The sequence below is a fragment of the Streptomyces sp. MBT53 genome, from assembly GCF_016654115.1.
Lineage (GTDB): Bacteria > Actinomycetota > Actinomycetes > Streptomycetales > Streptomycetaceae > Streptomyces.
Genome location: NZ_JAEQAZ010000055.1, coordinates 1 through 25,574 on the forward strand (window position 1 = coordinate 1; position 25,574 = coordinate 25,574).

Annotated in this window: 22 protein-coding genes and 1 pseudogene; 13 read left to right on the forward strand and 10 right to left on the reverse strand. The window is 69.8% G+C overall.

From position 1 onward, the window contains the following. A pseudogene (locus JHN45_RS53075) lies at positions 1–232 on the reverse strand (hypothetical protein); the annotation flags it as partial. A gap of 191 nt (positions 233–423) precedes the next feature. Between JHN45_RS53075 and JHN45_RS21465 the strand changes: the two are divergent. Further along, positions 424–852, forward strand: a complete 429-nt coding sequence (locus tag JHN45_RS21465; protein WP_201050086.1) for a DUF3592 domain-containing protein — start codon at positions 424–426, stop codon at positions 850–852. On the opposite strand, the gene JHN45_RS21470 is transcribed toward JHN45_RS21465, so the two are convergent. After that, the gene (locus JHN45_RS21470) at positions 839–2,410 is read right to left on the reverse strand and encodes an MFS transporter (protein ID WP_201050087.1); all 1,572 of its coding nucleotides are present in this window, start codon (positions 2,408–2,410) and stop codon (positions 839–841) included. The two genes, JHN45_RS21465 and JHN45_RS21470, sit on opposite strands and share 14 nt — an antisense overlap. A 401-nt stretch (positions 2,411–2,811) precedes the next feature. Here JHN45_RS21470 and JHN45_RS21475 point away from each other — a divergent pair, with 401 nt between their 5' ends. The 3 genes from JHN45_RS21475 (at position 2,812) to mfd (ending at position 9,974) form a co-directional block, all read left to right on the forward strand. After that, positions 2,812–3,600 carry an ABC transporter ATP-binding protein gene (locus JHN45_RS21475; RefSeq protein WP_200716925.1) on the forward strand — a complete coding sequence of 263 codons (789 nt, stop codon included), beginning with the start codon at positions 2,812–2,814 and terminating at the stop codon, positions 3,598–3,600. Next, positions 3,597–6,170 (forward strand): ABC transporter permease, encoded by a 2,574-nt coding sequence (locus JHN45_RS21480; protein WP_201050088.1) that lies wholly within the window; start codon positions 3,597–3,599, stop codon positions 6,168–6,170. Before JHN45_RS21475 ends, JHN45_RS21480 begins: the two co-directional genes overlap by 4 nt. Positions 6,171–6,443: 273 nt before the next feature. After that, positions 6,444–9,974 carry a transcription-repair coupling factor gene (mfd, locus tag JHN45_RS21485; protein ID WP_200716923.1) on the forward strand — a complete coding sequence of 1,177 codons (3,531 nt, stop codon included), beginning with the start codon at positions 6,444–6,446 and terminating at the stop codon, positions 9,972–9,974. Positions 9,975–10,187: 213 nt separating this feature from the next. Here the strand turns inward: mfd and JHN45_RS21490 are convergent, their stop codons facing one another. After that, complete coding sequence (locus JHN45_RS21490) at positions 10,188–10,772, reverse strand: TetR/AcrR family transcriptional regulator (RefSeq protein ID WP_201050089.1); 585 nt, start codon at positions 10,770–10,772, stop codon at positions 10,188–10,190. 106 nt (positions 10,773–10,878) lie between these two features. On the opposite strand from JHN45_RS21490, the gene JHN45_RS21495 reads away from it, so the two are divergent. Both JHN45_RS21495 and JHN45_RS21500 read left to right on the forward strand, forming a co-directional pair. Continuing rightward, positions 10,879–11,787: a hypothetical protein gene (locus JHN45_RS21495; protein WP_201050090.1), complete on the forward strand. Its 909-nt coding sequence runs from the start codon at positions 10,879–10,881 to the stop codon at positions 11,785–11,787. Positions 11,788–11,992: 205 nt separating this feature from the next. Further along, positions 11,993–12,748 carry an HNH endonuclease family protein gene (locus JHN45_RS21500; RefSeq protein WP_200716867.1) on the forward strand — a complete coding sequence of 252 codons (756 nt, stop codon included), beginning with the start codon at positions 11,993–11,995 and terminating at the stop codon, positions 12,746–12,748. Positions 12,749–13,366: 618 nt separating this feature from the next. Here the strand turns inward: JHN45_RS21500 and JHN45_RS21505 are convergent. The 3 genes from JHN45_RS21505 to JHN45_RS21515 form a co-directional block, all read right to left on the reverse strand. After that, entirely contained in the window at positions 13,367–14,122 is a 756-nt protein-coding gene (locus JHN45_RS21505) for a hypothetical protein (protein ID WP_200716868.1), read from the reverse strand. A 192-nt stretch (positions 14,123–14,314) separates the two neighbouring features. Then, positions 14,315–14,893, reverse strand: coding sequence for a suppressor of fused domain protein (locus JHN45_RS21510; protein ID WP_200716869.1), 579 nt, complete (start codon positions 14,891–14,893; stop codon positions 14,315–14,317). Between the two features lie 190 nt (positions 14,894–15,083). Beyond that, positions 15,084–15,485, reverse strand: coding sequence for a DUF6193 family natural product biosynthesis protein (locus tag JHN45_RS21515; RefSeq protein WP_236583912.1), 402 nt, complete (start codon positions 15,483–15,485; stop codon positions 15,084–15,086). Positions 15,486–15,700: 215 nt separating this feature from the next. Between JHN45_RS21515 and JHN45_RS21520 the strand changes: the two genes are divergently transcribed. Beyond that, on the forward strand, positions 15,701–16,237 hold the full coding sequence (locus JHN45_RS21520; protein ID WP_201050091.1) for an SUKH-4 family immunity protein: 537 nt from the start codon (positions 15,701–15,703) through the stop codon (positions 16,235–16,237). A 95-nt stretch (positions 16,238–16,332) separates the two neighbouring features. Here the strand turns inward: JHN45_RS21520 and JHN45_RS21525 are convergent, their stop codons facing one another. Continuing rightward, positions 16,333–16,776 (reverse strand): hypothetical protein, encoded by a 444-nt coding sequence (locus tag JHN45_RS21525; RefSeq protein WP_201050092.1) that lies wholly within the window; start codon positions 16,774–16,776, stop codon positions 16,333–16,335. A gap of 269 nt (positions 16,777–17,045) precedes the next feature. Continuing rightward, on the reverse strand, positions 17,046–18,290 hold the full coding sequence (locus JHN45_RS21530) for an IS110 family transposase (protein WP_201050093.1): 1,245 nt from the start codon (positions 18,288–18,290) through the stop codon (positions 17,046–17,048). 351 nt (positions 18,291–18,641) lie between these two features. Here JHN45_RS21530 and JHN45_RS21535 point away from each other — a divergent pair, with 351 nt between their 5' ends. Further along, entirely contained in the window at positions 18,642–19,598 is a 957-nt protein-coding gene (locus JHN45_RS21535) for a hypothetical protein (RefSeq protein WP_200716873.1), read from the forward strand. Continuing rightward, a complete protein-coding gene (locus JHN45_RS21540) occupies positions 19,595–21,358 on the forward strand; it encodes an insulinase family protein (RefSeq protein WP_201050094.1) in 1,764 nt (587 codons plus the stop codon). Before JHN45_RS21535 ends, JHN45_RS21540 begins: the two co-directional genes overlap by 4 nt. Before the next feature lie 36 nt (positions 21,359–21,394). On the opposite strand, the gene JHN45_RS21545 is transcribed toward JHN45_RS21540, so the two are convergent. Further along, positions 21,395–21,751, reverse strand: coding sequence for a hypothetical protein (locus JHN45_RS21545; RefSeq protein ID WP_234469877.1), 357 nt, complete (start codon positions 21,749–21,751; stop codon positions 21,395–21,397). Positions 21,752–22,184: 433 nt separating this feature from the next. On the opposite strand from JHN45_RS21545, the gene JHN45_RS21550 reads away from it, so the two are divergent. Continuing rightward, positions 22,185–23,009, forward strand: a complete 825-nt coding sequence (locus JHN45_RS21550) for a glycoside hydrolase domain-containing protein (protein WP_201050095.1) — start codon at positions 22,185–22,187, stop codon at positions 23,007–23,009. Here JHN45_RS21550 and JHN45_RS53080 read toward each other — a convergent pair. Further along, positions 22,999–23,376, reverse strand: a complete 378-nt coding sequence (locus JHN45_RS53080) for a hypothetical protein (RefSeq protein ID WP_236583909.1) — start codon at positions 23,374–23,376, stop codon at positions 22,999–23,001. The genes JHN45_RS21550 and JHN45_RS53080 overlap by 11 nt on opposite strands. A gap of 63 nt (positions 23,377–23,439) precedes the next feature. Between JHN45_RS53080 and JHN45_RS53085 the strand changes: the two genes are divergently transcribed. From JHN45_RS53085 to JHN45_RS21565, 3 genes are all read left to right on the forward strand, one after another. After that, on the forward strand, positions 23,440–23,601 hold the full coding sequence (locus tag JHN45_RS53085; protein WP_236583911.1) for a hypothetical protein: 162 nt from the start codon (positions 23,440–23,442) through the stop codon (positions 23,599–23,601). Positions 23,602–23,746: 145 nt separating this feature from the next. Further along, a complete protein-coding gene (locus JHN45_RS21560; RefSeq protein ID WP_201050096.1) occupies positions 23,747–24,394 on the forward strand; it encodes a SurA N-terminal domain-containing protein in 648 nt (215 codons plus the stop codon). Positions 24,395–24,482: 88 nt separating this feature from the next. Beyond that, on the forward strand, positions 24,483–25,499 hold the full coding sequence (locus JHN45_RS21565) for a nucleoside triphosphate pyrophosphohydrolase (protein ID WP_201050097.1): 1,017 nt from the start codon (positions 24,483–24,485) through the stop codon (positions 25,497–25,499). Positions 25,500–25,574 lie beyond the last annotated feature (75 nt).

Here is a 25,574-nt window from a genome sequence, read left to right on the forward strand (position 1 = left end):
GGGGTGGCTGCCAGGGGTAGGTCAGGTGAGGCGTGGACGGGGTGTGCGGGGCACGCCGGTCGTACGGGTACGGGGCGTGCGGACCATGCGGCGGGTAGGGGTCGTACGGGGACGGGGTGTGCGAACCGTGCGGGAGGTCAGGGTCGTACGGGTACGGGCCGTGCGAGTCATGCGGGTTGTACGGGTCGTGCGGGGCGGATGAATCATGCGGAGGGTACGGGTCGTAGGACATCCCGTGCTCCTTGCGTGGCTCGGGTCCGTGGCGGCGGACCGCAGGGAGTTGGGCGGAGCGGGTCACGCATGTTACTCGCCGGTTGGGTGGTGTGGGTGCTTTTCGGTGAAGTGGGCGGTTGGTATGCGCTTGCCTCGTCAATGCCTGCTGACCACCGGTGTTACCCGAGTTGACTGGGTAGGCTCCGGTGCATGTGGTGGGAGTGGGGGCTCTGTGGCGTCTTCGTGCTTCTCCTGGTGGCGATCGGCATCGGGGAGGGCCATGACGCGTGGCGGAAGTTCCGGCTGAGCACGCGGGGGGAGTGGATCGAGGCGGACGTCGTCGGGGTGCGGGAGGACGACGACGGGGAGGGCGGGGCGCGCTTCTATCCGGTCGTGGCCTTCACCCCGCCCGGCAGCGACCGGGTCGTCGCCGAGTCACCGCACTACAAGACGTATCCGCCGGGGCCGGGAGCCTTCCCCGACGACAGGGTCAGGGTGCTCTACGACCCCCTCGAGCCCGAGCGGATCGAACTCCACGGGTACCGGGGCGACGGCTTGGTCAAGACAGGCGTCACCGTGCTCCTGCTGTTCGGCTGCGCCGTGTTCGTTCTCGTCGCGAAGGTCTTCACTGCTCCTTGAGCACCGGAAACCGCCGGGGCGCCAGGAACAGCAGCACCAGGAAGGCCACCGCGGCGGCGCACCCCGCGCCGATGTACACCGCGTGCACCGCGTCCGCGATCGCCCGCCGCGTCGCCTCCGGCACCGCACCCCCGTCCAACCCCCGTGTCACCGAGTCCAGATCGCTCGCCCCGCCCAGCCGGGACGCGAGCACTCCGTTGGCGACGGCCCCGAAGACCGACGCCCCGATCGTCTGGCCGGTCTGGCGGCAGAAGAGGACGGACGCGGTCGTCACGCCCCGCTCCTCCCAGCCCACCGTCGACTGCACCCCGACGATCAGCGGGAGTTGGAAGAGGCCGAGGGCCGCGCCGAGGAGCAGCATCAGGAGCATCGGCTGCCAGGCCGCGCCCGGGTACGGCAGGAACGGGAACGCGAACAGGATCAGCGTGGCCGTTCCGATCCCGAGCATCGCCGTGTTGCGGAAACCGATCCGCCGGTACACGTGCTGGCTGAGCGCCGCCGACACCGGCCAGCTCAACGTCCATACGGAGAGCACGAATCCGGCCGCCACCGGGGCCAGGCCGAGCACCGACTGCGCGTACGTCGGCAGGAACACGCTCGGTGCCACCATCAGCAACCCCAGTGCGCCCAAAGCCAAGTTGACGGCCGCGATCGTACGGCGGCGCCACACCCACCCGGGGATGATCGGCTCCGCCGCCCGGCGCTCGATCACCACGACGACTCCGGCCAGCACAAGTCCCGTACCGAACAAGGCGATTGAGGGTGCCGACAGCCAGGGCCAGGCCACTCCGCCCTGCACGAGGGCCGTGATCAGGACGCCTCCGCACGCGAACACGGCCAGTGCGCCCGCCCAGTCGACGCGCGGGCGGGAGTCGCGGGTGCGTCGTGGTTCGTGGAGGTGTCGGACGATCAGCCACAACGCCACTGCTCCGACAGGGAGGTTGACGAGGAAGATCCAGCGCCAGCCGGCGTATGCCGCGAGCAGGCCGCCCACCCCCGGGCCCGCGACCGCCGACACCGCCCACACCGTGGACAACTTCGACTGGATCTTGGGGCGTTCGCTGAGCGGGTACAGGTCGGCGGCCAGCGTCTGGACCGTGCCCTGCAACGCCCCGCCGCCCAGGCCCTGGACGACGCGGAACGCGATCAGCGCGCCCATGCTCCAGGCCACCGAGCACAGCAGCGAACCGGCGAGGAAGACCGCCGCGCCCGTGATCAGCACCGGCTTGCGGCCGAAGGTGTCGGAGAGCTTGCCGTAGACGGGGAGGGTGACCGTCACCGCGAGCAGGTAGCCGGAGAAGAGCCAGGAGAAGACGGAGAAGCCGCCGAGGTCGCCGACGATCTGCGGTACGGCCGTGGAGACGATGGTGGAGTCGAGGGCGGCCAGCGCCATCGCGAGCATGAGGGCCGCTACGACGGCTCCGCGGCGCCGGTCGGGAGGGGTCGGCGCGGGCTGCTCGGCCGCCTCGGTCCGTATCTCGGTGTCGCTGTCGCTGTCGCTGTCTGTGTCTGTGTCTGTGTCGCCGTCGGTCTCGGTGTCCCTGTCCCCCTGGTCCACAGGATTCCTTTCCCCTTGCACCTATCTGCCGCGCACCAGCTTCCCACTTGAGCCTCACGTAGCGGCAGGGTGGAAGCTGAGCGGGCCGGTGGGTGGACCGGACCCCGAGATCGACTCCACCCGGCGGTGGAGAGCCCCTAGGGGTGCCTCCCCACTACGGCCCGGGGACGGTTCGTCCCGGCGGAGGAGGAGATGGACCCGGGGTCGTCCTTAACCTGGCTTTATGCCGCTGGGGGGCGGCAGACCGAACCGCCGGGGGTGGGGTTTTCCCCCGGGAAAGACTGCGCTGAGCACCAGCGCGCCGGACCCCCTCCCGCCGCCAGACTCATCGTCGTAACCACTTGAACCGCATCGACCGGACACCGGCACGCTCGTCTGCCGACCGACTTAGGAGACATACCGTGACATCGGCTGTGACCATTCCCAGGCACGGGGGCACTGGAGGGCGTACGGCCGTTGCCGCGCGAGCGCGGCAGGTCGTCAAGGCGTACGGGGCCGGGGAGACCCGCGTCGTCGCCCTCGACCATGTCGACGTGGACATCGCCCGCGGCCAGTTCACCGCGATCATGGGCCCCTCGGGATCCGGCAAGTCCACGCTCATGCACTGCCTCGCCGGGCTCGACACCGTGACCTCCGGGCAGATCTACCTCGACGAGACCGAGATCACCGGCCTCAAGGACAAGAAGCTCACGCAGCTGCGCCGGGACCGGATCGGGTTCATCTTCCAGGCGTACAACCTGCTGCCGACGCTGAACGCGCTGGAGAACATCACCCTCCCGATGGACATAGCCGGCCGCAAGCCCGACAAGGGGTGGCTGGCGCAGGTCGTGGAGACGGTCGGGCTGGCCGGCCGGCTCAAGCACCGGCCCAACCAGCTCTCCGGCGGTCAGCAGCAACGCGTCGCCGTGGCAAGGGCGTTGGCGGCCCGGCCCGAGATCATCTTCGGTGACGAGCCGACCGGGAACCTCGACTCCCGTGCGGGAGCAGAGGTGTTGGGCTTCCTGCGCCGGTCCGTCGACGACCTCGGCCAGACCATCGTGATCGTCACCCACGACCCGGTGGCCGCGTCGTACTCGGACCGCGTCCTCTATCTCGCGGACGGCCGGATCGTCGACGAGATGTTCAAGCCGACCGCCGACGCCGTCCTCGACCGTATGAAGGACTTCGACGCGCGGGGGCGTACGTCATGACCGTCCTCAAGACCTCGATGCGCAACTTCTTCGCCCACAAAGGGCGGATGGCGCTCTCGGCGATAGCCGTGCTGCTGTCGGTGGCGTTCGTGTGCGGCACGCTGGTGTTCACCGACACGATGAACACGACCTTCGACAAGCTCTTCGCGGCCACCGCCTCCGACGTGACGGTCCTGCCGAAGGCGGCCAAGGCCGACGGCAGCACCCCGCAGAACGGTCTGCCCGAGTCGCTGCCGGCCTCCGTGCTCGCGCAGACGGCGAAGGCCTCGGGCGTCAAGTCCGTCGAGGGCGGCGTCAGTTCGATGAACGTGACCGTCGTCGACAGCGCCAACAAGAACATGGGGTCCTCGACCGGCGCGCCCACCATCGCGGGCAACTGGACGAAGAACGACCTGCGTTCGATGGAGATCACCTCCGGACACGCCCCGCGCGGCCCGACCGAGACCATGGTCGACGCCGACACCGCCGACAAGCACCACCTGAAACTGGGCGACTCGCTGCGCACCATCTCGCAGACCGGTGACTTCACCGCGCGGATCGTCGGCATCGCCACCTTCAAGGTGACCAACCCCGGTGCGGCCGTCGTCTACTTCGACACCGCCACCGCACAGCGCGAACTCCTGGGCGCCACCGGCCGGTTCACCCAGATCGGCGTCACCGCCGCGAGCGGTGTGACCGACGCGCAGCTCAAGCAGAACGTGACGCGGACCCTCGCCGCGACGGGGACGTACAAGATCCAGACGGCCAAGGAGAACGCCGACGAGAACCGTCAGGGCGTCGGCCAGTTCATGAACGTCATCAAGTACGCCATGCTCGGCTTCGCCGGGATCGCGTTCCTGGTGGGCATCTTCCTGATCATCAACACCTTCTCGATGCTGGTCGCCCAACGGACCCGCGAGATCGGCCTGATGAGGGCCATCGGCTCCTCCCGCAAGCAGGTCAACCGCTCGGTGCTGGTCGAGGCGACCCTGCTCGGCATCGTCGGCTCCATCCTCGGTGTCGGCGCCGGTGTCGGCATCGCCGTGGGCCTGATGAAGCTGATGAGCGCGGCGGGCATGGACCTGTCGACACGGGACCTGACCGTCAAGTGGACCACCCCGGTGCTCGGCCTCCTCCTCGGTGTGATCGTCACCATCCTCGCCGCCTACCTCCCGGCCCGCCGCGCCGGCAAGGTCTCCCCGATGGCCGCACTGCGCGACGCCGGTACGCCGGCCGACGGCAAGGCCGGCTGGGTACGGGCACTGATCGGCCTGGTGCTGACGGGTGCCGGCGGTGCCGCCCTGTTCGCGGCGGCCACCGCGAAGAAGGCGACGGACGGCTCGCTGGTGCTCGGCGCGGGTGTCGTGCTCTCGCTGATCGGCTTCGTCATCATCGGCCCGCTGCTGGCCAACGGGGTCGTACGGGTGATCAGCGCGGTCCTGCTGCGGGCCTTCGGGCCGGTGGGGCGCCTGGCCGAGCGCAACGCGCTCCGCAACCCCAGGCGTACGGGTGCTACGGGTGCGGCCCTGATGATCGGCCTCGCACTGGTCGCCTGCCTGTCGGTGGTCGGTTCCTCGATGGTCGCCTCGGCGACGAGCGAGCTGGACAAGTCCGTCGGCGCCGACTTCATCGTCCAGGGCAACCAGCGGATCGTCCCGCAGGCGGAGAAGGCGATGGAACAGGCACCCGACCTCGTCCACGTCACCCGCTACAAGGACATCGACGCCACCCTCACCTCGCCCGACGGCCAGAAGGACACCGACGGCATCACCGCCGCCGACCCGTCCTACGCCCAGGACCTGCGCCGCGCCACCACGGCCGGCGAACTGTCCGCCGCCTACGGCACCAACGCGATGTCGGTCGGCTCCAAGTACGCCAAGAAGCACGGCGTGCACGTCGGCGACACCATCAGCGTCGCCTTCAAGGGCGGCTCGACGGCGAAGCTGAAGGTCGCTGCCATCACGGACGACGACGTCGCCATCGACCAGGGGGCGCGGTACACCAGCATCGCCACGATGCAGAAGTACCTCCCCGCGAACAAGGTCCCGCCGAACGAGATCATGTTCGCCAAGGCCAAGGACGGCCAGGAGAAGCAGGCGTACGCGGCCCTGAAGAAGGCCATGGAGCCCTACCCGCAGTACCAGGTGCGCGACCAGACCGACTACAAGCAGGAACTGAAGGACCAGATCGGCCAGCTCCTGAACATGGTCTACGGCCTGCTCGCCCTCGCGATCATCGTGGCGGTCCTGGGTGTGGTGAACACGCTGGCCCTGTCGGTCGTCGAGCGGACCAGGGAGATCGGTCTGATGCGGGCGATCGGGATGTCCCGCCGCCAGCTCCGCCGGATGATCCGCATGGAGTCGGTCGTGATCGCCCTCTTCGGAGCGCTGCTCGGCCTCGGCCTGGGGATGGGCTGGGGGGCCACGGCTCAGCAGCTGCTCGCCCTCGAGGGGCTGAAGGTCCTGGAGATTCCCTGGGGGACGATCTCCGCGGTCTTCGTGGGGTCGGCGTTCGTCGGTCTGTTCGCGGCCCTCGTCCCGGCGTTCCGGGCGGGGCGGATGAACGTGCTGAACGCGATCGCCACGGATTAGCCACTGTCTACGGGGGAGCCCGGCGCCGAGAAGTCACGGGGGACTTCTCGGCGCCGGGTTGTTTTGTTGTCTGTTGACGGCGACTTTTTGGTTGGCAGTAAACGGGTGGTGGGCGGGCAAAGGCTTTCCGGGGGTTCAGGGGGCGGAGCCCCCTGGTACGCCGGCATCAACCCCGGGTGAGCCACCGCCGACGTACGCTGGAACCCCCCGGCCCCATACCGCGCGCGTCGGGCCCTTCGTGTTGCCCACCCCCCGGACGGAAGCGCCCCCTCCATGAGTCTGCACGGTCTGCTCGACGCCGTAGTCAAGGACCCCGCCCTCGCGGAAGCGACCCGCGCGGCGGCCGACGGCAACCGCATGCACGTCGACCTGGTCGGCCCCCCGGCGACCCGCCCCTTCGCGGTCGCGGCGCTCGCGCGTGAGGCCGGCCGCACCGTCCTCGCGGTGACCGCGACCGGGCGTGAGGCGGAGGATCTGGCGGCGGCTCTGCGCTCGCTGCTCCCGCCGGACGGCGTCGTGGAGTACCCCTCCTGGGAGACCCTCCCGCACGAGCGGCTGAGTCCGCGCAGCGACACCGTGGGCCGTCGCCTCGCCGTGCTGCGCCGCCTGGCCCACCCGAGGGACGACGACCCGGAGACGGGCCCGGTCTCCGTTGTCGTAGCGCCGGTGCGGTCCGTGCTGCAGCCGCAGGTCAAGGGTCTGGGAGACCTGGAGCCGGTCGCCCTGCGGTCCGGCCAGTCCGCCGACCTGAACGCGGTCGTGGACGCGCTCGGCGCCGCCGCCTACGCGCGCGTGGAGCTCGTCGAGCGGCGCGGTGAGTTCGCCGTGCGCGGCGGCATCCTGGACGTGTTCCCGCCCACCGAGGAACACCCGTTGCGCGTCGAGTTCTGGGGCGACGACGTCGAGGAGATCCGCTACTTCAAGGTGGCCGACCAGCGCTCCCTGGAGGTCGCCGACCACGGCCTGTGGGCACCCCCCTGCCGTGAACTTCTGTTGACGGAAGACGTCCGCACGCGCGCGCGTGCCCTTGCCGAGGCCCACCCCGAACTGGGCGAGCTGCTCGGCAAGATCGCCGAGGGCATCGCCGTAGAGGGCATGGAGTCGCTGGCCCCGGTGCTCGTCGACGACATGGAGCTGCTGCTCGACGTGCTGCCCAAGGGCGCGATGGCCGTCGTATGCGATCCGGAACGGGTACGCACGCGTGCGTCCGATCTCGTAGCCACCTCGCAGGAGTTCCTGCAGGCCTCCTGGGCGGCCACCGCGGGCGGCGGCGAGGCGCCCATCGACGTCGACGCGGCCTCCTTGTGGTCCATCGCGGACGTACGGGACCGGGCGCGCGAGCTGGACATGATGTGGTGGTCGGTGTCGCCGTTCGCCGCGGACGAAGAGCTGGACGCGGACACCCTGAAGCTCGGTATGCACGCCCCTGAGACCTACCGCGGTGACACCGCGAAGGCCCTCGCCGACACCAAGGGCTGGCTCGCGGACGGCTGGCGCACGGTGTTCGTCACCGAGGCCCACGGCCCCGCCGCCCGCACGGTCGAGGTTCTCGGCAGCGAGGGCGTCGCGGCCCGCCTGGAGACGGAACTCGGGGAAATCGCCCCCTCCGTAGTGCACGTGGCGACCGGATCGATCGACTACGGGTTCGTCGATACGGCGCTCAAGCTCGCCGTCCTCACCGAGACCGACCTTTCCGGGCAGAAGGCCGCCGGCAAGGACGGCGTCCGGATGCCGGCCCGCCGCCGCAAGACCATCGACCCGCTCACCCTGGAGGCGGGCGACTACATCGTCCACGAGCAGCACGGTGTGGGCCGCTACATCGAGATGGTGCAGCGCACGGTGCAGACCGCCACGCGCGAGTACCTGGTCGTCGAGTACGCACCCGCCAAGCGCGGCCAGCCCGGCGACCGCCTGTACATCCCCACCGACCAGCTGGAGCAGATCACCAAGTACGTCGGCGGCGAGGCCCCGACCATGCACCGGCTGGGCGGCGCCGACTGGACGAAGACCAAGGCGCGCGCCAAGAAGGCCGTCAAGGAGATCGCGGCCGACCTCATCAAGCTGTACTCGGCCCGGATGGCGGCCCCGGGGTACGCGTTCGGCGCGGACACGCCCTGGCAGCGCGAGCTGGAGGACGCCTTCCCGTACGCGGAGACCCCCGACCAGCTGACCACGATCGCCGAGGTCAAGGACGACATGGAGAAGTCGGTCCCCATGGACCGGCTGGTGTGCGGTGACGTCGGCTACGGCAAGACGGAGATCGCGGTACGGGCCGCCTTCAAGGCCGTTCAGGACGGCAAGCAGGTCGCCGTCCTCGTCCCGACGACACTGCTCGTGCAGCAGCACTTCGGGACGTTCACCGAGCGGTACTCGCAGTTCCCGGTCAACGTACGGGCGTTGAGCCGCTTCCAGACCGACACGGAGGCGAAGGCGACCCTGGAGGGCCTGCGCGAGGGCTCCGTAGACCTCGTCATCGGCACCCACCGCCTGTTCTCCTCCGAGACCAAGTTCAAGGACCTCGGCCTGGTCATCGTCGACGAGGAGCAGCGCTTCGGCGTCGAGCACAAGGAGCAGCTGAAGAAGCTGCGCGCCAACGTCGACGTGCTGACGATGTCCGCCACCCCGATCCCCAGAACCCTGGAGATGGCGGTCACCGGCATCCGCGAGATGTCGACGATCACGACGCCCCCGGAGGAGCGTCACCCGGTGTTGACGTTCGTCGGCCCCTACGAGGAGAAGCAGATCGGCGCCGCGATCCGCCGTGAACTCCTGCGCGAGGGCCAGGTCTTCTACATCCACAACCGGGTGGAATCGATCGACCGCGCGGCGGCACGACTGCGCGAGATCGTCCCGGAGGCACGCATCGCCATCGCCCACGGCCAGATGTCGGAACAGGCCCTGGAGCAGGTGGTCGTCGACTTCTGGGAGAAGAAGTTCGACGTCCTGGTGTCGACCACGATCGTCGAGTCCGGCATCGACATCTCCAACGCGAACACGCTGATCGTTGAACGAGGCGACAACTTCGGCCTGTCACAGCTCCACCAGCTCCGCGGCCGGGTCGGCCGAGGCCGCGAGCGCGGTTACGCCTACTTCCTGTACCCCCCGGAGAAGCCCCTCACGGAGACGGCCCACGAGCGCCTCGCGACGATCGCCCAGCACACGGAGATGGGCGCGGGCATGTACGTGGCGATGAAGGACCTGGAGATCCGCGGAGCCGGAAACCTCCTGGGCGGCGAACAGTCCGGCCACATCGCGGGCGTCGGCTTCGACCTGTACGTCCGCATGGTCGGCGAGGCGGTCGCGGACTACCGCGCCTCCCTGGAGGGCGGTGTCGAGGAGGAGCCGCCCCTGGAGGTCAAGATCGAGCTCCCGGTCGACGCGCACGTCCCGCACGACTACGCCCCCGGTGAGCGCCTGCGACTGGCGGCCTACCGGTCCATCGCCTCCGCCAACACGGAGGAGGACATCAAGGCCGTACGCGAGGAACTCGTCGACCGCTACGGCAAGTTGCCCGAGCCGGTGGAGAACCTGCTGCTGGTGGCCGGCCTGCGCATGCTCGCGCGCGCGTGCGGCGTCGGCGACATCGTCCTCCAGGGCACCAACATCCGCTTCGCACCGGTGGAGTTGCGCGAGTCCCAGGAACTCCGCCTCAAGCGCCTCTACCCCGGCACCGTCATCAAACCGGCCGCCCACCAGGTACTCGTACCGCGCCCGAAGACGGCGAGGGTGGGCGGAAAGCCGTTGGTGGGACGGGAGTTGCTGGGCTGGGTGGGGGAGTTCCTGGCGACGATCCTGGGGTCGTAGCGGCGAGGGGGGTGGTGCTACCCCCGGCAAAAGTGTGACGCCCCTTCGGGGAAGCGTCACACTTTTTCAGCTGCAACAGCCGACCGGCCCCGCTGACGGGACGGGCCGACAGCGGGCCGCCCCGGCCTGCCTGCCCCACAGCGCCCAACGGCCTTTCGCGTACGGCGAGTTGCACGGGACGAGCGAGCCTGCCCGGGACAACCGCGCACACCGTCAGCCGGTCGTGCCGCGGAACAACATCCCCGCCAGCAACCGGAACACCTCCTCCGGCTCCCGCTCACCCACCGCCCCGTCCAGATTGTGGCCGAGCAGCAGCGTGGCGAAGCCGTGCGCCAAGGACCACGCGGCGACTCCGGCGAGGCGGGCGTCGGGGCCGCGGCCCTCGGGAGGTACGGCGGAGACGGCGCCGCTCAGCGCGTCGGCCGCGAGCGCGCGGGCCGTGGCGAGTTCGAGGTCGCCCTCGCGCAGCAGCTCGGGCGCGAACATCACCTGGAAGTGCGCCGGATGCTCGCGCGCGAAGCGCACGTACCGCACACCCGCGTCCTTGAGATCGGCCGCCTCCCCGATCGCGGCGGCGAGCAGCCCGAACCCTTCCGCCGCGATGGCCGTCAACAGCCCTGTGCGGTCCTTGAAGTGATGCGCCGGCGCCGCGTGCGAGACGCCGGCGCGGCGGGCGAGATCCCGCAGGCTCAGCCCGGACGGGCCGTCGGCGGCGATGACGTCGAGCGCGGCGGTGAGAACGGCGCGGCGCAGGTCGCCGTGGTGGTACGGGCTCTTGGTGGACCTGGTCGTACTCATGCTCAGCAGCGTACGCCGAATCTAGGCATTGACAAGTTCGGGCGGCTGAGGCAATCTTGTCAGTGTCAAGTTGTGGAGCGACCGGGACGCGACGAGGAGTTGTGCCATGTCCGAAGACGTACGTGGAGTGGAGACCGCGAACTACCCCGCCACCGTGGAGCCGGGCCGGGTGCGCCAGCTCTGGCACCTGCTCGAACCCCTGCACGCGGTGCTGTACTACGCGCCGGAGGTCTTCGAGGAGGCCGCCGCGCTCGGCTACGACATCGAGGAGCGCTGGCCGAGTTACTTCCCGCTGCGCGCCGCCCCCTTGGGCCCGGCCGGCGCCGAGCGGGTGACCTCCGCCTTCTACAGCTTCAGCCCCCGCATGGTCGCCGAACACATCGACCCCGCGTGGCGCATCGCGAGCCCGGACGCCGTACTGAAGGCGAGGCTGCGCGGAATGGACCGGGCCTACCGCGCGATATTCGGCGACCGTATCGACAGCCCCGAACTCGCGGAGGCCGCCGCCCTGGCCCGTCGCGCCGCCGAGGCGGTCACCACGGCCGGCCGTCCCCTCGCCGCGGCCAACGCCGAGTTGCCCTGGCCCGAGGAGCCCCACCTCCAGCTGTGGCAGGCGGCGACGATCCTGCGCGAACACCGCGGTGACGGCCACCTCGCCGCCCTCCTCGTCGCCGGCCTGGACCCGGTCGAGTCCCTGGTCTCCTTCGCCGCGATAGGAGCCGCCTCCGTCGAGCGCTTCGAAAGCCGTGGCTGGAGCCGGGAGGAATGGTCGGCGGCCCGCGAACGCCTGGTCGCCCGGGGCCTGTTGGACGATCTCGGTACGGCGACCAGGGCGGGCCGCGAGCTGCGCCAGGAGGTGGAGCGCCGCACCGACAGGCTGGCCGCCGAGCCCTGGCAGTTCCTCGGCAGGGCGGACACCGACCGACTCGCCGATCTGCTGGGGGAGTTCTGGGTCGCGGTGCTCGGTTCCGGGCTGCTGCCCTCGGAGTCGACGCTGGGCATCGGCAAGGTCTGAGAGGGGTGTGGGGAGAGAGTGTGGGGAGGGAGTGCGAGGTGGGGGCGCCCGCGCCGACTAAGTCGTGCCGATACACCCGAGTTGCACGTCATGCGCCCCCGGGCCCCATATGTTCGCGACATCTCCGCCGCTAACGTGGGCACCAGGTCAATATCCGCCCCCGCAGGGGCGGGGGCCGGGTGAACTAGGGGAGGGGCGCACTGTGATGCGTCTGAGGGGTGGGGCGGCCGTCGCCGTCCTGATCATGTTGTCCGTCGCCGGATGCAAGGACACCACAGGGGCCTCCGGGCCCGAAGCGACGACCGGTGGGGACTCCGGCGGGAACTCTGGAGGGAACTCCGGTGGAGGCACCGGCGGGGGCGCGGCGCTCACCGCCGCCGAGTCCCTGACCGTCAAGGGGCGGGCGCCGAAGACCGGTTACTCCCGCGAGCGGTTCGGCACCGCCTGGGCCGACACGGACTCCAACAGCTGTGACACCAGGGACGACATCCTCAAACGGGACCTGAAGCAGGTGAAGTTCACCGGCGGCACCTGCAAGGTGTCGTACGGCGTCCTCGAATCCGACCCGTACTCCGGCAAGGAGGTGACCTACCGTCGCGGGGCCAGCCTCGTCGACATAGACCACCTCGTCGCGCTCTCCGACGCCTGGCAGAAGGGTGCCAAGTACTGGGACGCCAGCAAGCGGATAGCCCTCGCCAACGACCCCCTCAACCTCCTGACCGTGGGCGCGAGCGCCAACCGCAGCAAGGGCGACGGCGACACGGCGACCTGGGTGCCGCCGTACAAGGCGTACCGCTGCACGTATGTCGCCGCGCAGGTCGCCGTGAAGAAGAAGTACGACCTGTGGGTCACCGCCGCCGAGAAGGCCGCGATGAAGAAGGTCCTCTCCACCTGTCCGGGCCAGAAGCTCCCGTCCGGCGGCAACCCGACGAGCGCGCCGTCGAGGTTCCACGCGAAGTGAGCTGCCGACCCGTGGGCCCGTTGGCCTGTCGGCCCGTTGGAGCAAGCCCTTTTACGTGCAGAGGGTGGTGAGGAATCATGCTGCCTCAGGTCGGCAGCGAAGTAATTGTCTCCTGCGAGCCGGCAAGAGCCCGGGTTGTGTCGGTGAGCGCGCGGTACATCACGGTGGAATGGCCATGGAGTGTGGTCGACAACTCCTCGAATTTCCGCTGGGACGGAACCTTCGCGCTGCCTTACGGAGAATCCAGTCCGGAATGGGTTCCATATCGACTCGAACCGGCCCCGTCCGAGCTTAGTGCCGGAGATGTCTGTACGGTCTCCATCCCGCCGACCCGGCTCCACGTCGGGCACTGCGAGGCGTACGACCCTCCGCGCAGCCTGGGTTGGGCTCCCGCGCCCACCGCCGGAATCTACGTAATGCGACCAGAGGACTCGGACCAGGAGGACGCGGGCTGCATGCTCTACCTGGGCGGCGGCGACCCCATTCGTGTGGACCCGGTCGAGGCTGAACTGTGCCCGAAGCAGGCTGAGTAAGGATTTCCCGCGTGTGGCGCTGACATGCATGGTCGGCCGCACCGGGGCGGGAGGGCACCCGGTGCGGCCCGGATCGGGTTTTGTGTCAGGTCCGGGAGAGGGCCTTCGTGCCCGAGAGGAGGGGGATGAGGGCGAAGTTGCCGTCGCCGGTGCCGCAGGTCGGGGTGGTGTCGGCGGTGTCGGAGACCTTGGTGCCGGTGGCGAAGCGGCCGTCGCGGGTCGTTGGGACCACCGTGGTGAAGTGGTCGTTGAACGGGCTTTGGCCGTAGTAGTAGACGCACTGCTGGAGGTTGACGTAGCGCCCGGCCGTGAGGTCCAGGGCCTTGACGTCGGACAGCAGGGGGACGAGGTGGTACTGGCCTTGTCCCGGGCCGCAACTGGGCGTTGTGTCGGGGGTGTTGGAGACGTTCGAGTGCGCGGCGAACGCGGAGGCCCCGACGTTCGCGACCGTGGTGATGTGGTCGTGCTGGGCGTCGGAGTAGTAGACGCACTGGTGGAGGTTCAGGTAGCGGCCGGCGCTGAGGTCGAGCGACTGGACGCCTGCCCATGGGGACGACGGTTTGAAGTTTCCGTCGCCGGCGCCGCAGGAGCGGCTCGTCTCGGCGGTGTTGGAGGTGTCCGTCCCGGTCGTGAAGCGGCCGTCGCGGCTCGGCACCACGGTGGTGAAGTAGTCGACGGCCGCGGAGGGCAGGTACACGCACTGGTGCAGGTTCAGATAGCGACCGGCCTGCGGGGCGTGGGCGTGGGCGTCGGCATGGGCCGTCGAGGTCGGTGACACGAACAGAGCGGTGGCGGCGGCTGCGGCGGCGAGCCATGTCCTGGCCCGTCCCTTGTGGCGCACAGGTGTCCCCTTTCCGGGGTCCGAGCTGGTGATTGCGCGATCTTGCGCGGGCTCAGCTCAGCACGTGTGCACGGGAGTCGACCGCGTGTCCTCTCTCCAATCCACCTGAAGGTGTGGGTCGCGTTTTCGATCTCTTGACGGCTGGACCTGCTGTTCTTGCGGGGACGCGTGGAGCGTTCGTCGTACGCGAGGTCAGACGACCGATGCCCGGAAAGGATCGGTGGGGATGATCTGCGCCTTGTCGAAGAGTCGTTCCAGTGCCTCGTGTCCGTGGTGCCGGCGGAACTCGACCTCGGCCGTGGTCACCGGCAGGGTCCACAGGATGCGGGCGTGTCCGCCGGGCAGCGGGCAGTGTTCGAGGTCGGGGCCGTGGAGGTAGGGCAGGCTGATCAGCAGGTGGTCGCAGGTCGAACCGGGTACCCACGGTTCGCCGATCGGCATGCTGTGCTCCAGGTCGAGTTGATGCCCTCCGCAGTGGTAGAAGGCGATCATCGCCATGAGTTCGATGAACCGTTCGTCGCGGACGGGCGCGGTCATGACGAACTCAAGGCCGTGACCCTGCGTCTGCATCGAGGCCCAGCATCCGGCGGTCACATAGGCCCAGTTGTCGCTGCGGGGACCGGGCTCTACAACGAGGACTCTTAGGTCGGGCACTTCATCTCGCCGTTCTGGGCCGAGGTCGTAGTCGACGACGTCCACCGTGTGCCCCGTGAAGAACGTCCGGACGTGTGACTCAACGGCGCCTGCGGCCAGCCGCCTCGTATTGCTCACGGCGCGATCATTCCAGACTGCGATCGACCGACACGGATCGTTCGCGCAGGGGTCGGGAGCTTGTGGGTCTTGAGCGTGTCAGGCCCGCAACGGGGTTGCTTTCGGCTCTAGTTGGTCGGGGCGTAGAAGTGTGACATTCGAAGGTGAAGTGTCACGCTTTTGCGGCTCGGTAGGTCTGTCGAGAGCGGCCTTACGTAGAGGCGGTGATGACGGGCTCGGGGTCGGTGGGCAGGAGTTCGAGCACCAGGGCCACAGCCTCTTCGGCGGTTTCGACTTCGCCGATCACGGCGAAAGGACTGCGACGGCGAACCATGAACCGTCCGTTGTGCAAGGGCTCGATCGATCCGGCCTGCACGGTCCAGGGGTAGCTGGTGGAGCTGCTGAAGAGCAGGGCGAAGTGGCTGGTGAACGGATACAGCCGCCGGAGTCGTGGTTGAGCGGCGGCAGCCTCCAGCAGCGGCACGATGCCCGGATACGGGCGCCCGGGCCTGCGGATCCGATGTACTGCGTGCCTCCACTGCCAGCTGAGTCGTAGAGATTGCCAATGAGCCTCGACCACGTCGGCCGGCCCGCGACCGCGTGCTGCAGCCATGTCCGGCAGAACTGGTCTTGGCGGCAGGGCCACGTGCTGATCGGAGGTCTCGCCGTTCGCGTCCACAGTCGTAGTGTCGCGGCCGTTGCCTCCCGGTGCCGCATGGTCCACGAGGTGATCTTGCGAGGCCTCGAACGGCGGCGGACGGCGGGCGATGGCGTTGATCGTCCGGCGCGTAGCGTCATCGCAGTCGCACGCCCGAGAGAAGGGACGTCATGGTCACCCACGCAGACCTTGCCGCCTGGGCCGGTCCGGGCAATGTCCATCGCGCGCCCCGGCGGACCGTCGCCGAGTGGGACATCCCGGCCGAGGCGAAGCACATGCTGACCGGCGTCGGAATCCCGATCACTGAGCAGACCATCACCCACGTCCCCTACCAGAGCGAGCCGTCTCCGCAGCTGGTGGCCTCCGACGGCCGACGGTTCTACAAGCTCACGATCTCCCAGGCGTCGGGCCTGGACTACTGGCAGGCTTTCGGAGTCCAGCCGGTCACGGGCGAGGTCCACCACATCGGGTGGACCGGTGAAGCCCGGTTCACCAACGCTTCGGTCGAGCGATGGCTCCTGTCTCTCCATCACTTCGGGCGTCGCCTCAGCCGGTCCCAGGTCCTCGAAGATCCATTCGAGGACGAAGACGCCGCACTGAATGAGCTGAAGGCTCTGGCCGACGATCTCAAGGAGATCGATCCCGCGGCGTTCGAGGGCTACGAGGCCTTCACCTGGCCCGCGTTCCTCGACCGGTGGCTCTGGTGACGCCGACAGGCGAGGGCAGTCGGCCCAGCCCAGCCCAGCCCAGCCCAGTCCGGCACGGCCTGGCACACACGGCACATACGTCCGGTGCGAACTGCTCAGCGCGTGACCGGCAACGCCCCCACGAACTTCGGCCCGTCGCCCCGGTGTTGCACCGGAAACGTCACCTTCAGCCCCTGCTCCTGCCCCGCCACCGACAGCCTCGTAGTGAACTGCAACCCCAGGAACGCCTTCTTCGAACCGCCCGCCGAGACGTACGGACGCGGCAGGTTCACCATCAACTTGCCCGGCTTTCCACCCCTGTTGCCGTCGAAGAACAGGACTCTCTGGTCGGTCAGGACTATGTAGAACGGGCGTGGAGTGACCGTGGCCATCACCGTGCCCGCGCTCAACACCCCCACCACGGCAGCCGTCAGGGCCTGCTTGCGGACAGACACCGAGCCGATCGCGGCCAGGGAAGTGAACTCGACGCGTTCGCCCTGGAGCAGCAACGGGGCTGCCGCTTCGAGGAGTTGGCGGTTTCGGCGGGCGTTCAGGGACATGACGGGACTCCTGGGAGACGTAAGCACAGACGTAGGCACAGATGTGAGCACAGATGTGAGTGCGGATGTGAGCACAGATATGAATACAGAAAGGTGCGGACGCTATGAGCCTCCGGTGAACGGGAGTTGGACGGAAGGTCCGCCGAAGGTCAAGTCAAACCCACGCTCGTCCCATCTCTGACGCGTAAATAGATCCTGTTCAGGGTGGGTGTGGGCAGGGCTTGTTGCCCGGTGGCGGCGGTGGGCCGCCGGGGGTTGTGGGTCGTAGGTCAGGCCGCGCCTTCCAGCGGGTTGAGGGTGACGGTGTAGCCGAGCTGGTTGAGTGCGCTGATCGCGCGACGGGCGGCGCGTTCGGGGTCACGCTGGGCGAAGTAGGTGCCGCCGAGCTCGTGGTAGGCGACGTTTTCGGTGAGCATGTGCCAGATCGCGGTGATGATCGAGTGCTCGACTGCGACCAGAGCCCTGAGCGGGCCGCGGCGAGCGGTCAGTCGTTTGTAACGGGCCTGCAGGTAGGTGTCCTTGGTCCTCACGGCGCCGAAGGCGGCGAGGCCGAGGGCGCCTTTGAGGTACGGATTGCCGGGGCGGACCTTGGCGCTCTTGGTGCGGCCGGCGGACTCGTGGTGGCCTGGGCAGACCCCGGCCCAGGACGCGAGATGCTTGGCAGAGGCGAACCGGCTCATGTCGCCGCCGGTCTCCGCGATGATCACCTCGGCGACGGGCCGGTTGATCCCGGGGATGGTGTCGAGCAGGTCGAGCGCGGGACGAAAGGGGGTCATCGCCTCCTCGATCCGCTCATCCAGCTGCCCGATGGCGGTGGTGAGCTGGTCGTAGTGGTCCAGGTGCAGTCGGGTCAGGAAGGCGTGGTGGTCACGGAACCGGCCGGTCAGTGCCTCGGTGAGCTCGGGGATCTTGTTGCGGAGCCTGCGCCTGGCCAGTTCCGCAAGGGTCTGCGGGTCACGTTCCCCGCCGGTCAACGCCTGCAGCATGGCCCGGCCAGAGACCCCCATGATGTCGGAGGCGACCGCGGAGAGCTTGATCCCGGTGTCCTCGAGAAGTTTCTCCAGACGCTGGACGATCTGGCCGCGTTCGCGGGTCATCTGGGTGCGGGCGCGAGTCAGGTCACGCAGCTCGCGCACCGGCTGGGGTGGCACGAACGAGGGGCGGACCAGGCCGTGCGCGCCGAGCTGGGCCAGCCAGGCGGCGTCGGAGACGTCCGTCTTGCGGCCGGGCAGGTTCTTGACCTGCCGCGCGTTGACCAGGATCACGTGCAACTCGTCGGCCAGCAGGTAGTAAAAGGGCTTCCAGTAGTCGGAGGTCGCCTCGATGACGACCAGGGTGACGCCGGCGGCGAGCAGGTGCTCTCGCAGGGCGAGCACCGCGTTCGTCGTCGATCCCCAGGTGGTGGTCTCGGTCGTGAACGCCCCCCGCCGCTTGGCGCTTGGGGTGCGCACGCACGCCTTGGCGTCCTTCTTGCTGATGTCCACACCGGCGCAGCGTTCATGCAGCACGTCCATGTCCCGATCCCTCCCTCAACGGCCGAGCAGTACGCCGTTCCGGGAGGACCAGGGTGAATCAGGAATTCTGACGCACGTGCTCGCAGCAACACTCCACGGTTCCCGTGGACGGCCCCCAGCACCACGCTGACCTGCGAGCTCACCGGCATCACAGAGCAATCGGTTTCGGCCGGAACGAACCCCACCAGCGTCCCGCAGCGGTATCGGCCAACGTCAGCGGCAGACGGAAGCACCCCAGCGCGCGCCACAGGATTTACCGCGCCCCCGGCGCGCACCGAAGGTGCGCTGAGCCGCTGACCTGCACTTTCCCCGGCATCCGCGATGTCACAGGCCTCGCCTAGGATCCGCCGCATGTCATCCGCCCCCGGAGCCGATCCCGGCCCCGACTTCGAACTCGCCTCCGCCTTCCCGGAGGTCACCTGGTTGCGTCAGGCCGCCGCCGCGGCCGACTGGGCCGCCGTCCGGCAGTACCACGACAGCCTGCCGCCCGGCACCGACCGGGCCTTCGTCGTGGGCGTGTTGGCCGAGGACGACGGTTTTGAACACACGCTGCGGCAGCAACTGGCCGCCGTACCGTACGACGTTCTCGCGCTCACCGTGCTCGGGCTCCGGCTCATCGATGCCGGGTGGGAGATACGGACCGACGCGCGGGCCAAGGACGTCAGCCGCGAGCAGTTCAAGGCGTTCCACGAACACCTGGGGGAGGCGGAGCAACTCCTCATCCGGGCAACGGCGTTCGACCCTTCCTACGACGCCGCCTGGGCCGCGCGTCTCACCACCGCCCTCGGCCTGTCGCTCGGGCAGAACGAGAGCCGCCGCCGCTACGACCGGCTGGCCCGCTACCACCCGCACCACTTCACCGGACAGGCCCGTCTCCTCCAGAAGCTGTACCCCAAGTGGGGCGGCACCTGGGAGGCGGCCCACGGGTTCGCGCGCGAGTGTCTACTGGCCGCCCCCGCAGGGGCGTTGAACGGCGGGCTCGTCGCCGAGGCGCACTTCGAGCACTGGCTCGACCTCGGCGCCGGCGACAAGCGCACCGAATACCTCAGACAACCCCACGTGCACGCCGAACTCGTCGAGGCCGCCCAACGGTCCGTGTTCCACCCGCAGTTCACGCGGCCGTACGGATGGGTCACCGTCCAGGGGAGTTTCGCCGCGATGTTCTCCCTGATCGGCGACACCGCGCAGGCCGCCGCGCACTTCCGGGCCCTCGGCAATCTCGCCTCCGACTTTCCGTGGAGTTACCTCGGCGAGCGCGCCGAGCAATACGTCCAGCACCGCGACGCCGCCCTGAGAGGCCGAAGATGAACCCCCAGGACCACCAGGCCCCCCAGGACGGTCAGTCCGCCGCCACCACGAACGCCATCCACCTCACCGAAGTCGACGGCATACCCACCCTCTTCGCGTACGCTCCCGGCCCCCTGCGCGCCGGACTCGTCTTCCGCGTCGGCATCGCCGACGAGACCCTCGCCCGCGCCGGTGTCACCCACCTCGTCGAACATCTCGCCCTGTACCGCCAGGGCCTCGCCGACTACCACTTCAACGGCGCGACCAAGGCCGCGTTCACCCACTTCCACGTGGAGGGCGCCGAACACGAGATCGTCGACTACCTCCACGGCGTCTGCGCCTCCCTCGCCGACCTCCCCATGGAGCGCCTGGAGACGGAGAAGGAGATCCTGCGGACGGAGGAGTCCCGCCGTGAGCCAGGCCAACTCCCGCTGTGGCGCTACGGCGCCCAGGGGTACGGCCTGGTCAGCTACCCGGAGTGGGGCGTCAGGGGCCTGCGCCCGGAGGACGTACGGCACTGGACGGAGACCTGGTTCACCGGCGGCAACGCCGTGCTGTGGATCGCCGGCGAGCGCTTCCCCGCCGGACTCGCGCTCAAGCTGCCCCCGGGCACCCGCCGGCCGCTCCCCGCCGTCACCTCCGCGCTCCCCACCACGCCCGCCCACTTCTCCGACGGCCAGGGCGGAGTCCTCCTCGACGCCGTCGTCACCGACACCGCCGCCGCCCGCCTCTACGCCGGTGTCCTGGAACGCGAACTCTCCCGCGCCCTGCGCCAGGAGGACGGCAACTCCTACACCGCCGCCACCGACTGCGCCTCCCGCCGCGACGGTCACGCCCTCCTCACCGCCTTCGCGGACTCCCTGCCCGCCAAACAGGACGCGGTGCTCGGCGGCTTCGTCGACGTCCTCGCCGCGCTCCAGGCCGGCCGTGTCGCGCCGGCCGACCTGGAGGCCGTACGCACGCGGGCCGACGCGGGACTGACGGCGGCCGACGCGGCCGTACGACGGCTGCCCGGGGCGGCGGAGGACCTGCTCGCCGGACGGCCGCCGCGCGGGCTCGACGAACTGCGCCACGAGCTGTGGTCGGTGACGCCCGGTCACCTGCACGCGGTTGCCCTGGAGGCCGCCGGGACCGCGCTGTTGCAGGTGCCCTCGGGGCACAGCGCGAGCTGGGCGGGGTACGCGGCGGCGCCGACGCGCTCGACGTACGCGGTCACCGGGCGGCGCTTCGACGCGGTCGCCAAGGACGGGTCCGCGCTGGTGGTCGGGGACGACGGGGTCAGCGTGACCGTGCGCGGGCGCGACGGCAGCGACCTCGCGGTGACCGTGCCGTACCGTTCCTGCGCCGCCGTGCTCAGCTGGCCCGACGGCGGCCGACGGCTCATCGGCACCGACGGTCTCGCCGTCGCCGTGGAACCGGGGCTGTACGGCGTCGACGCGCACACGATGGCGATGCTCGACGCGGCCGTACCGCCGCACGCGCGTGTGCAGTTGCCGCCGCGGCAGAGCACCCCGCGCGCGGAGGCGCCCGCGTCGGCACCGGCCGCCGGGAGCGGTGGCGCCGCGCCCGTCCGGCGCACCGGCGGACAGACCGCCGCGTTGGTCGTGTTGTTCCTGCTGGGCGGGGTGTTCGCCTTCGTCGCGCTCGCGACGACGGTCTTCGGCCACGACCCCGACAGCGGCACCGGCGAGTGGCTCGGCCTCTCGGGCTTCCTGTGGGCCGTCACCGGGCTGATCGTCTGGCCCGCGGTACGGATCCTGCGGCGCACCCGGCGGATGTGACCCACCGGAGGTACGGGATCTACGGAGGTACGGGATCTACCGCAGGTACGGGTTCCCCTGCTGCGGGGGCACCGGCATGCCCACGTACAGCTGCTGCTTCGGGGGCGGGGTGTCGAACATTCCGAACAGCAGCAGTCCGGCGGCCATCAGCATGGTCAGCACGACCGCGAGACCGAGGAACCCGTCACCGCTCGAACTGCCGTCGGACGCCGCCCACGGCAGGGTCACGCACTCGTAGAGCGCGAAGGACGCGAACGCGCCCCAGTCCGAACCCCGCCCGCGGCGGATCGCCGCGTACAGGAAGGGCACCCATATCAGGAGGCCGCACGACCCCCAGGCGAGGAACACCCAGGCGATCCGTTGTCCCCAGCCGGCTTCCAGCCGTTTTGCCATGTCAACCCCCCAAGGTCGGCCCAAGGTTATGGCACGGGCCGCCGCCCGGGGGACGAACGGCCATGTGAACTGTCCCGCGACCCGGCCGACACCCGCCACGCCCGCGCACTGGTACGGCGTTTGTCCGGTCCGCGTTCCCCGGTACGGGAGTTTTTGCCGTGTCGTGAGGGAATCTTGTGGCGATCGAGAGAATTCGTTTTCCGGACCGAAGGACAGCGTCGATTATCGTGCGATTCGCTGGGGTCCCAAGTCCCGCGCGCGCACGGACAGTTCCGTTCCAGGGCCGTACGACCGTAGTTCTACGGCAGTCCTACGGCAGTCCTACGGCGTCGCCGCGCCGGACCCGCGCAGCTTCCGGGACCCTCAGGGGGCCGACAGTTTTCCGGCGGACGTCGTACCCGTCCGCTTGTCATGAACAGGGGTGGGGTTTTTCGTGTCCGAGCACCGGCAGTCGAAGAAGCGCAGATACATCGCATGGGGCGTCGCGGGTGCCGCGGTCGTCGCCGGGGGCGGTATCGCCGCGCAGACCTCGATGGCCGCCACCTCCTGGCCAGCGCAGAAGACCTACACCGGCCGCGCCTTCGACACCTGCGCCGCCCCCTCCCTCGCCGCGATGAAGGCCTGGCACGGCGGCCTCTACGGCGCCGCCGCCGTCTACATCGGCGGCAAGAACCGCGGCTGCAGCCAGCCCAACCTCACCGCCTCCTGGGTCAAGTCCCTCACCACGGTCGGCTGGAAGTTCATCCCGCTCTACGTCGGCTCCCAGCCGTCCTGCGGCTCGGGCGGCTCGGTGAAGATCAGCGCCAGCACGGCGGCGGCCGTCGGCAAGTCCGAGGCGGACGACGCGGTCGCCAAGTCCGCGGCCCTCGGCTTCAAGGCCGGCAGCCCGGTCTACCTGGACATGGAGTCGTACGACACGACGAACACGGCCTGCAACAACGCCGTGCTGACCTATGTGCGCGCCTTCGACAAGGAGCTGCACGCCAAGATCTACCGCAGCGGCCTCTACGGCTTCAGCAGCTCCAGCGCCAAGGCGATCGCGACCGCGACCGACAGGACGGACCTGCCGGGCAACCTCTGGTACGCCCTGTGGGACAAGGTCAACACCACGACCTCCGACTGGCCCTGGGGCTCCACCCAGTTCACCGGCCACAGCCGCGCCCACCAGTACCTGGTCAACAGCAAGGAGACCCGCGGCGGTTACACGATCACCGTGGACCGCGACGCGTGGGACGCGCCGGTGGCCATCACCGGCTGAGGGCGAAGAGGATGCTGAAGGCGCTCGCGCGCGTGGGGCACGCCGCGGCTGCCGGACTGCGTGCGCTCGGCGTTCGCACCGTCGCCATGATCGCGGCAGCGCTCGCCGTCGTCCTCGCGGTGATCGTGACCGGATTCGTCCTCTCCAGGCACGACAGCCGCCCGCCGGTCCCCGCCGGCGGGGCCCGGCACTCCACCGGCACCGAGGCCTGCCTGCTCACCGACCGGCAGGGCATAAAGGGGAGCCCCGCCGCCACGGTCTGGCGGGGCATGCAGGACGCCTCGCTCAGGACGCACACGCGCGTGAGCCACTCCTCGGTGACCGGCGAACAGAGCACCGCGAACGCGCGCCCCTTCCTCGACGCCATGCTCCGGCGCTCCTGCGAGGTCGTCCTCGCGGTGGGCGGCGTCGAGGTGAAGGGCAGGAGACGGTGGGGCGCCACGCGAACGTCGGCTTCGTGCTCGTGGGCAGCGACAGCGGCAGCGGCAGCGCGGACCGGACCGCCACGAACGTGTCCTGGGTACCCATCGACGACGGTCTCCGCGCGGCGGTCACCGCGGCCGTGGAACGAGTGGTGGACGCCCAGCAGTAGCGCACGCGTGCGTGCCCGTGCGTGCCGGTGCCCGAAGTCCTGGTGAATCGTTGGTCGAATGGGTTGGCCACAGGCGACCCACTGCCTAACATCGATCACCGCAAGACTTTGTGCACCGTCGCACAATCTCCAACGGGAGGTTCCCTTGCACCGCCGCCGTCGCACCGCGCTCGTCCTCACCGCCGTGATCGCCGCCGCGGCCCCCGCCCTGACCGCCTGCGGAAGCGAGGCGCATCCCGGCGCGGCGGCCGTCGTGGGCGGGCAGCGCATCACCGTCGCGCAGTTGCAGAGCCGGGTCAACGAGGTGCGCGTGGCACAGCGGGCGGCCGTCCAGGACCAGGCGCAGTACACGCGGGCCATCGCCACCACCGGCGGCCTCACCCGCGAGACGCTCTACGGCATGGTCTTCGACCAGGTCGTGCACCGCGCCGCACAGGACGCCGACGTCACCGTCACCCGCAAGGACATCCAGGACATGCGGGCCGCCCTCGCCCAGCAGGCGGGCGGCTCCAAGGCCCTGGAAGCGACCTGGCTCGCCCAGTACGGCGTCCCCCCGCAGCGCCTCGACGAGAACCTCCGCCTCCAGGTGGAGGGCCGCAAACTCGCCGCGAAGCTCGGCACCGACACCAGCCAGCCCGCCTTCTGGAAGGCCCTGTCGACCGCCTCCAAGGAACTCCACGTCGACCTCAACCCGCGCTACGGCACCTGGGACGTGGAGAAGAGCAGCCGCGTCGACGCCAAGACACCGTGGGTACGCGAGGTCACGGCGGCACAGACACAGCAGTCGGCGTAACGGTACGGCGCACCCGGCGTCCGCAGGGCTGCCCACCGCCCTGTGGACAACTCGTGGGGCTGTCGGCGGCGTGAGTTACGTTCGGTGGGTGAACGCAACCAGCCCCGGTCCCGAGAGCACGCCCGCCCCCGAGGGCACCCCCGCTCCCGGCCGCATCGTCCTGCTCACCACCAGCCACAGAGTCGCCCCCGGCCTGCTGTCCTGGCCCGCCTGGGAGGCGCTGCGCACCGCCGACCGAGTGCTGTGCGCGGACGGTACGCATCCGCAGCTGCCGTATCTGACCGAGGCCGGCATAACCGTCACCGACGCTTCCCCGACCGCCGAGGAACTGGTCGCCGCCTGCGAGGGCGGCCACACGGTGGTGATCGTGGCCACGGGCGAGGGCGAACCCGCGCTGACCGACGGCCTGGCCCGCCTCGCCGGCTCCGGCCGCGTCCGGATGCCCGAGCTGGAACTCCTCCCCGCCTCCTACGACCTGCCGGGCGCCCGCCTCCTCGACCTCGTCCAGGTCATGGACCGCATCCGGGTCGAGTGCCCGTGGTCCTCCCAGCAGACGCACAAGGGCCTGGCGAAGTACGGCATCGAGGAGGCGTACGAACTCGTCGAGGCGATCGAGGAGGGCGACCGCGACGAACTGCGCGAGGAGTTGGGAGACGTCCTCCTCCAGGTCGTCTTCCACGCCCGCATCGCGGAGGAGGACCCGGACACCCCCTTCTCGATCGACGACGTGGCCGGCGGCATCGTCACCAAGCTGATCCACCGCCACCCGCACGTCTTCGGCGACGAGACGGCGTCAACTCCCGAGGAGGTGAAGGCACATTGGCTGCGCACGAAGGCGGAGGAGAAGCGCCGCACCTCTATCACCGAGGGAGTCCCGATGGGCCAGCCCGGCCTGGCCCTCGCGGCGAAACTCGCATCACGCGTGCGGACGGCGGGACTTGAGGTGCCGTTGCCGGAGGGGGACGACGGCATCGGCTACGAACTGCTCGCGCTGGCGGTGCGCGCGGAGGCGGCCGGGGTGGATCCGGAGGCGGCCTTGCGGGCGGCGGGGCGGGCTTATCGGGATGCGATCAGGGGAGTCGAAGGGGGCGGCGCCGGGGCGTGACGTAACAGGTCGTCCGGAGTCCTCGGCGGACACCCCGCCGCCCGCAAGGCCCTCGCGGAGCGCGCGCCCGTCCCG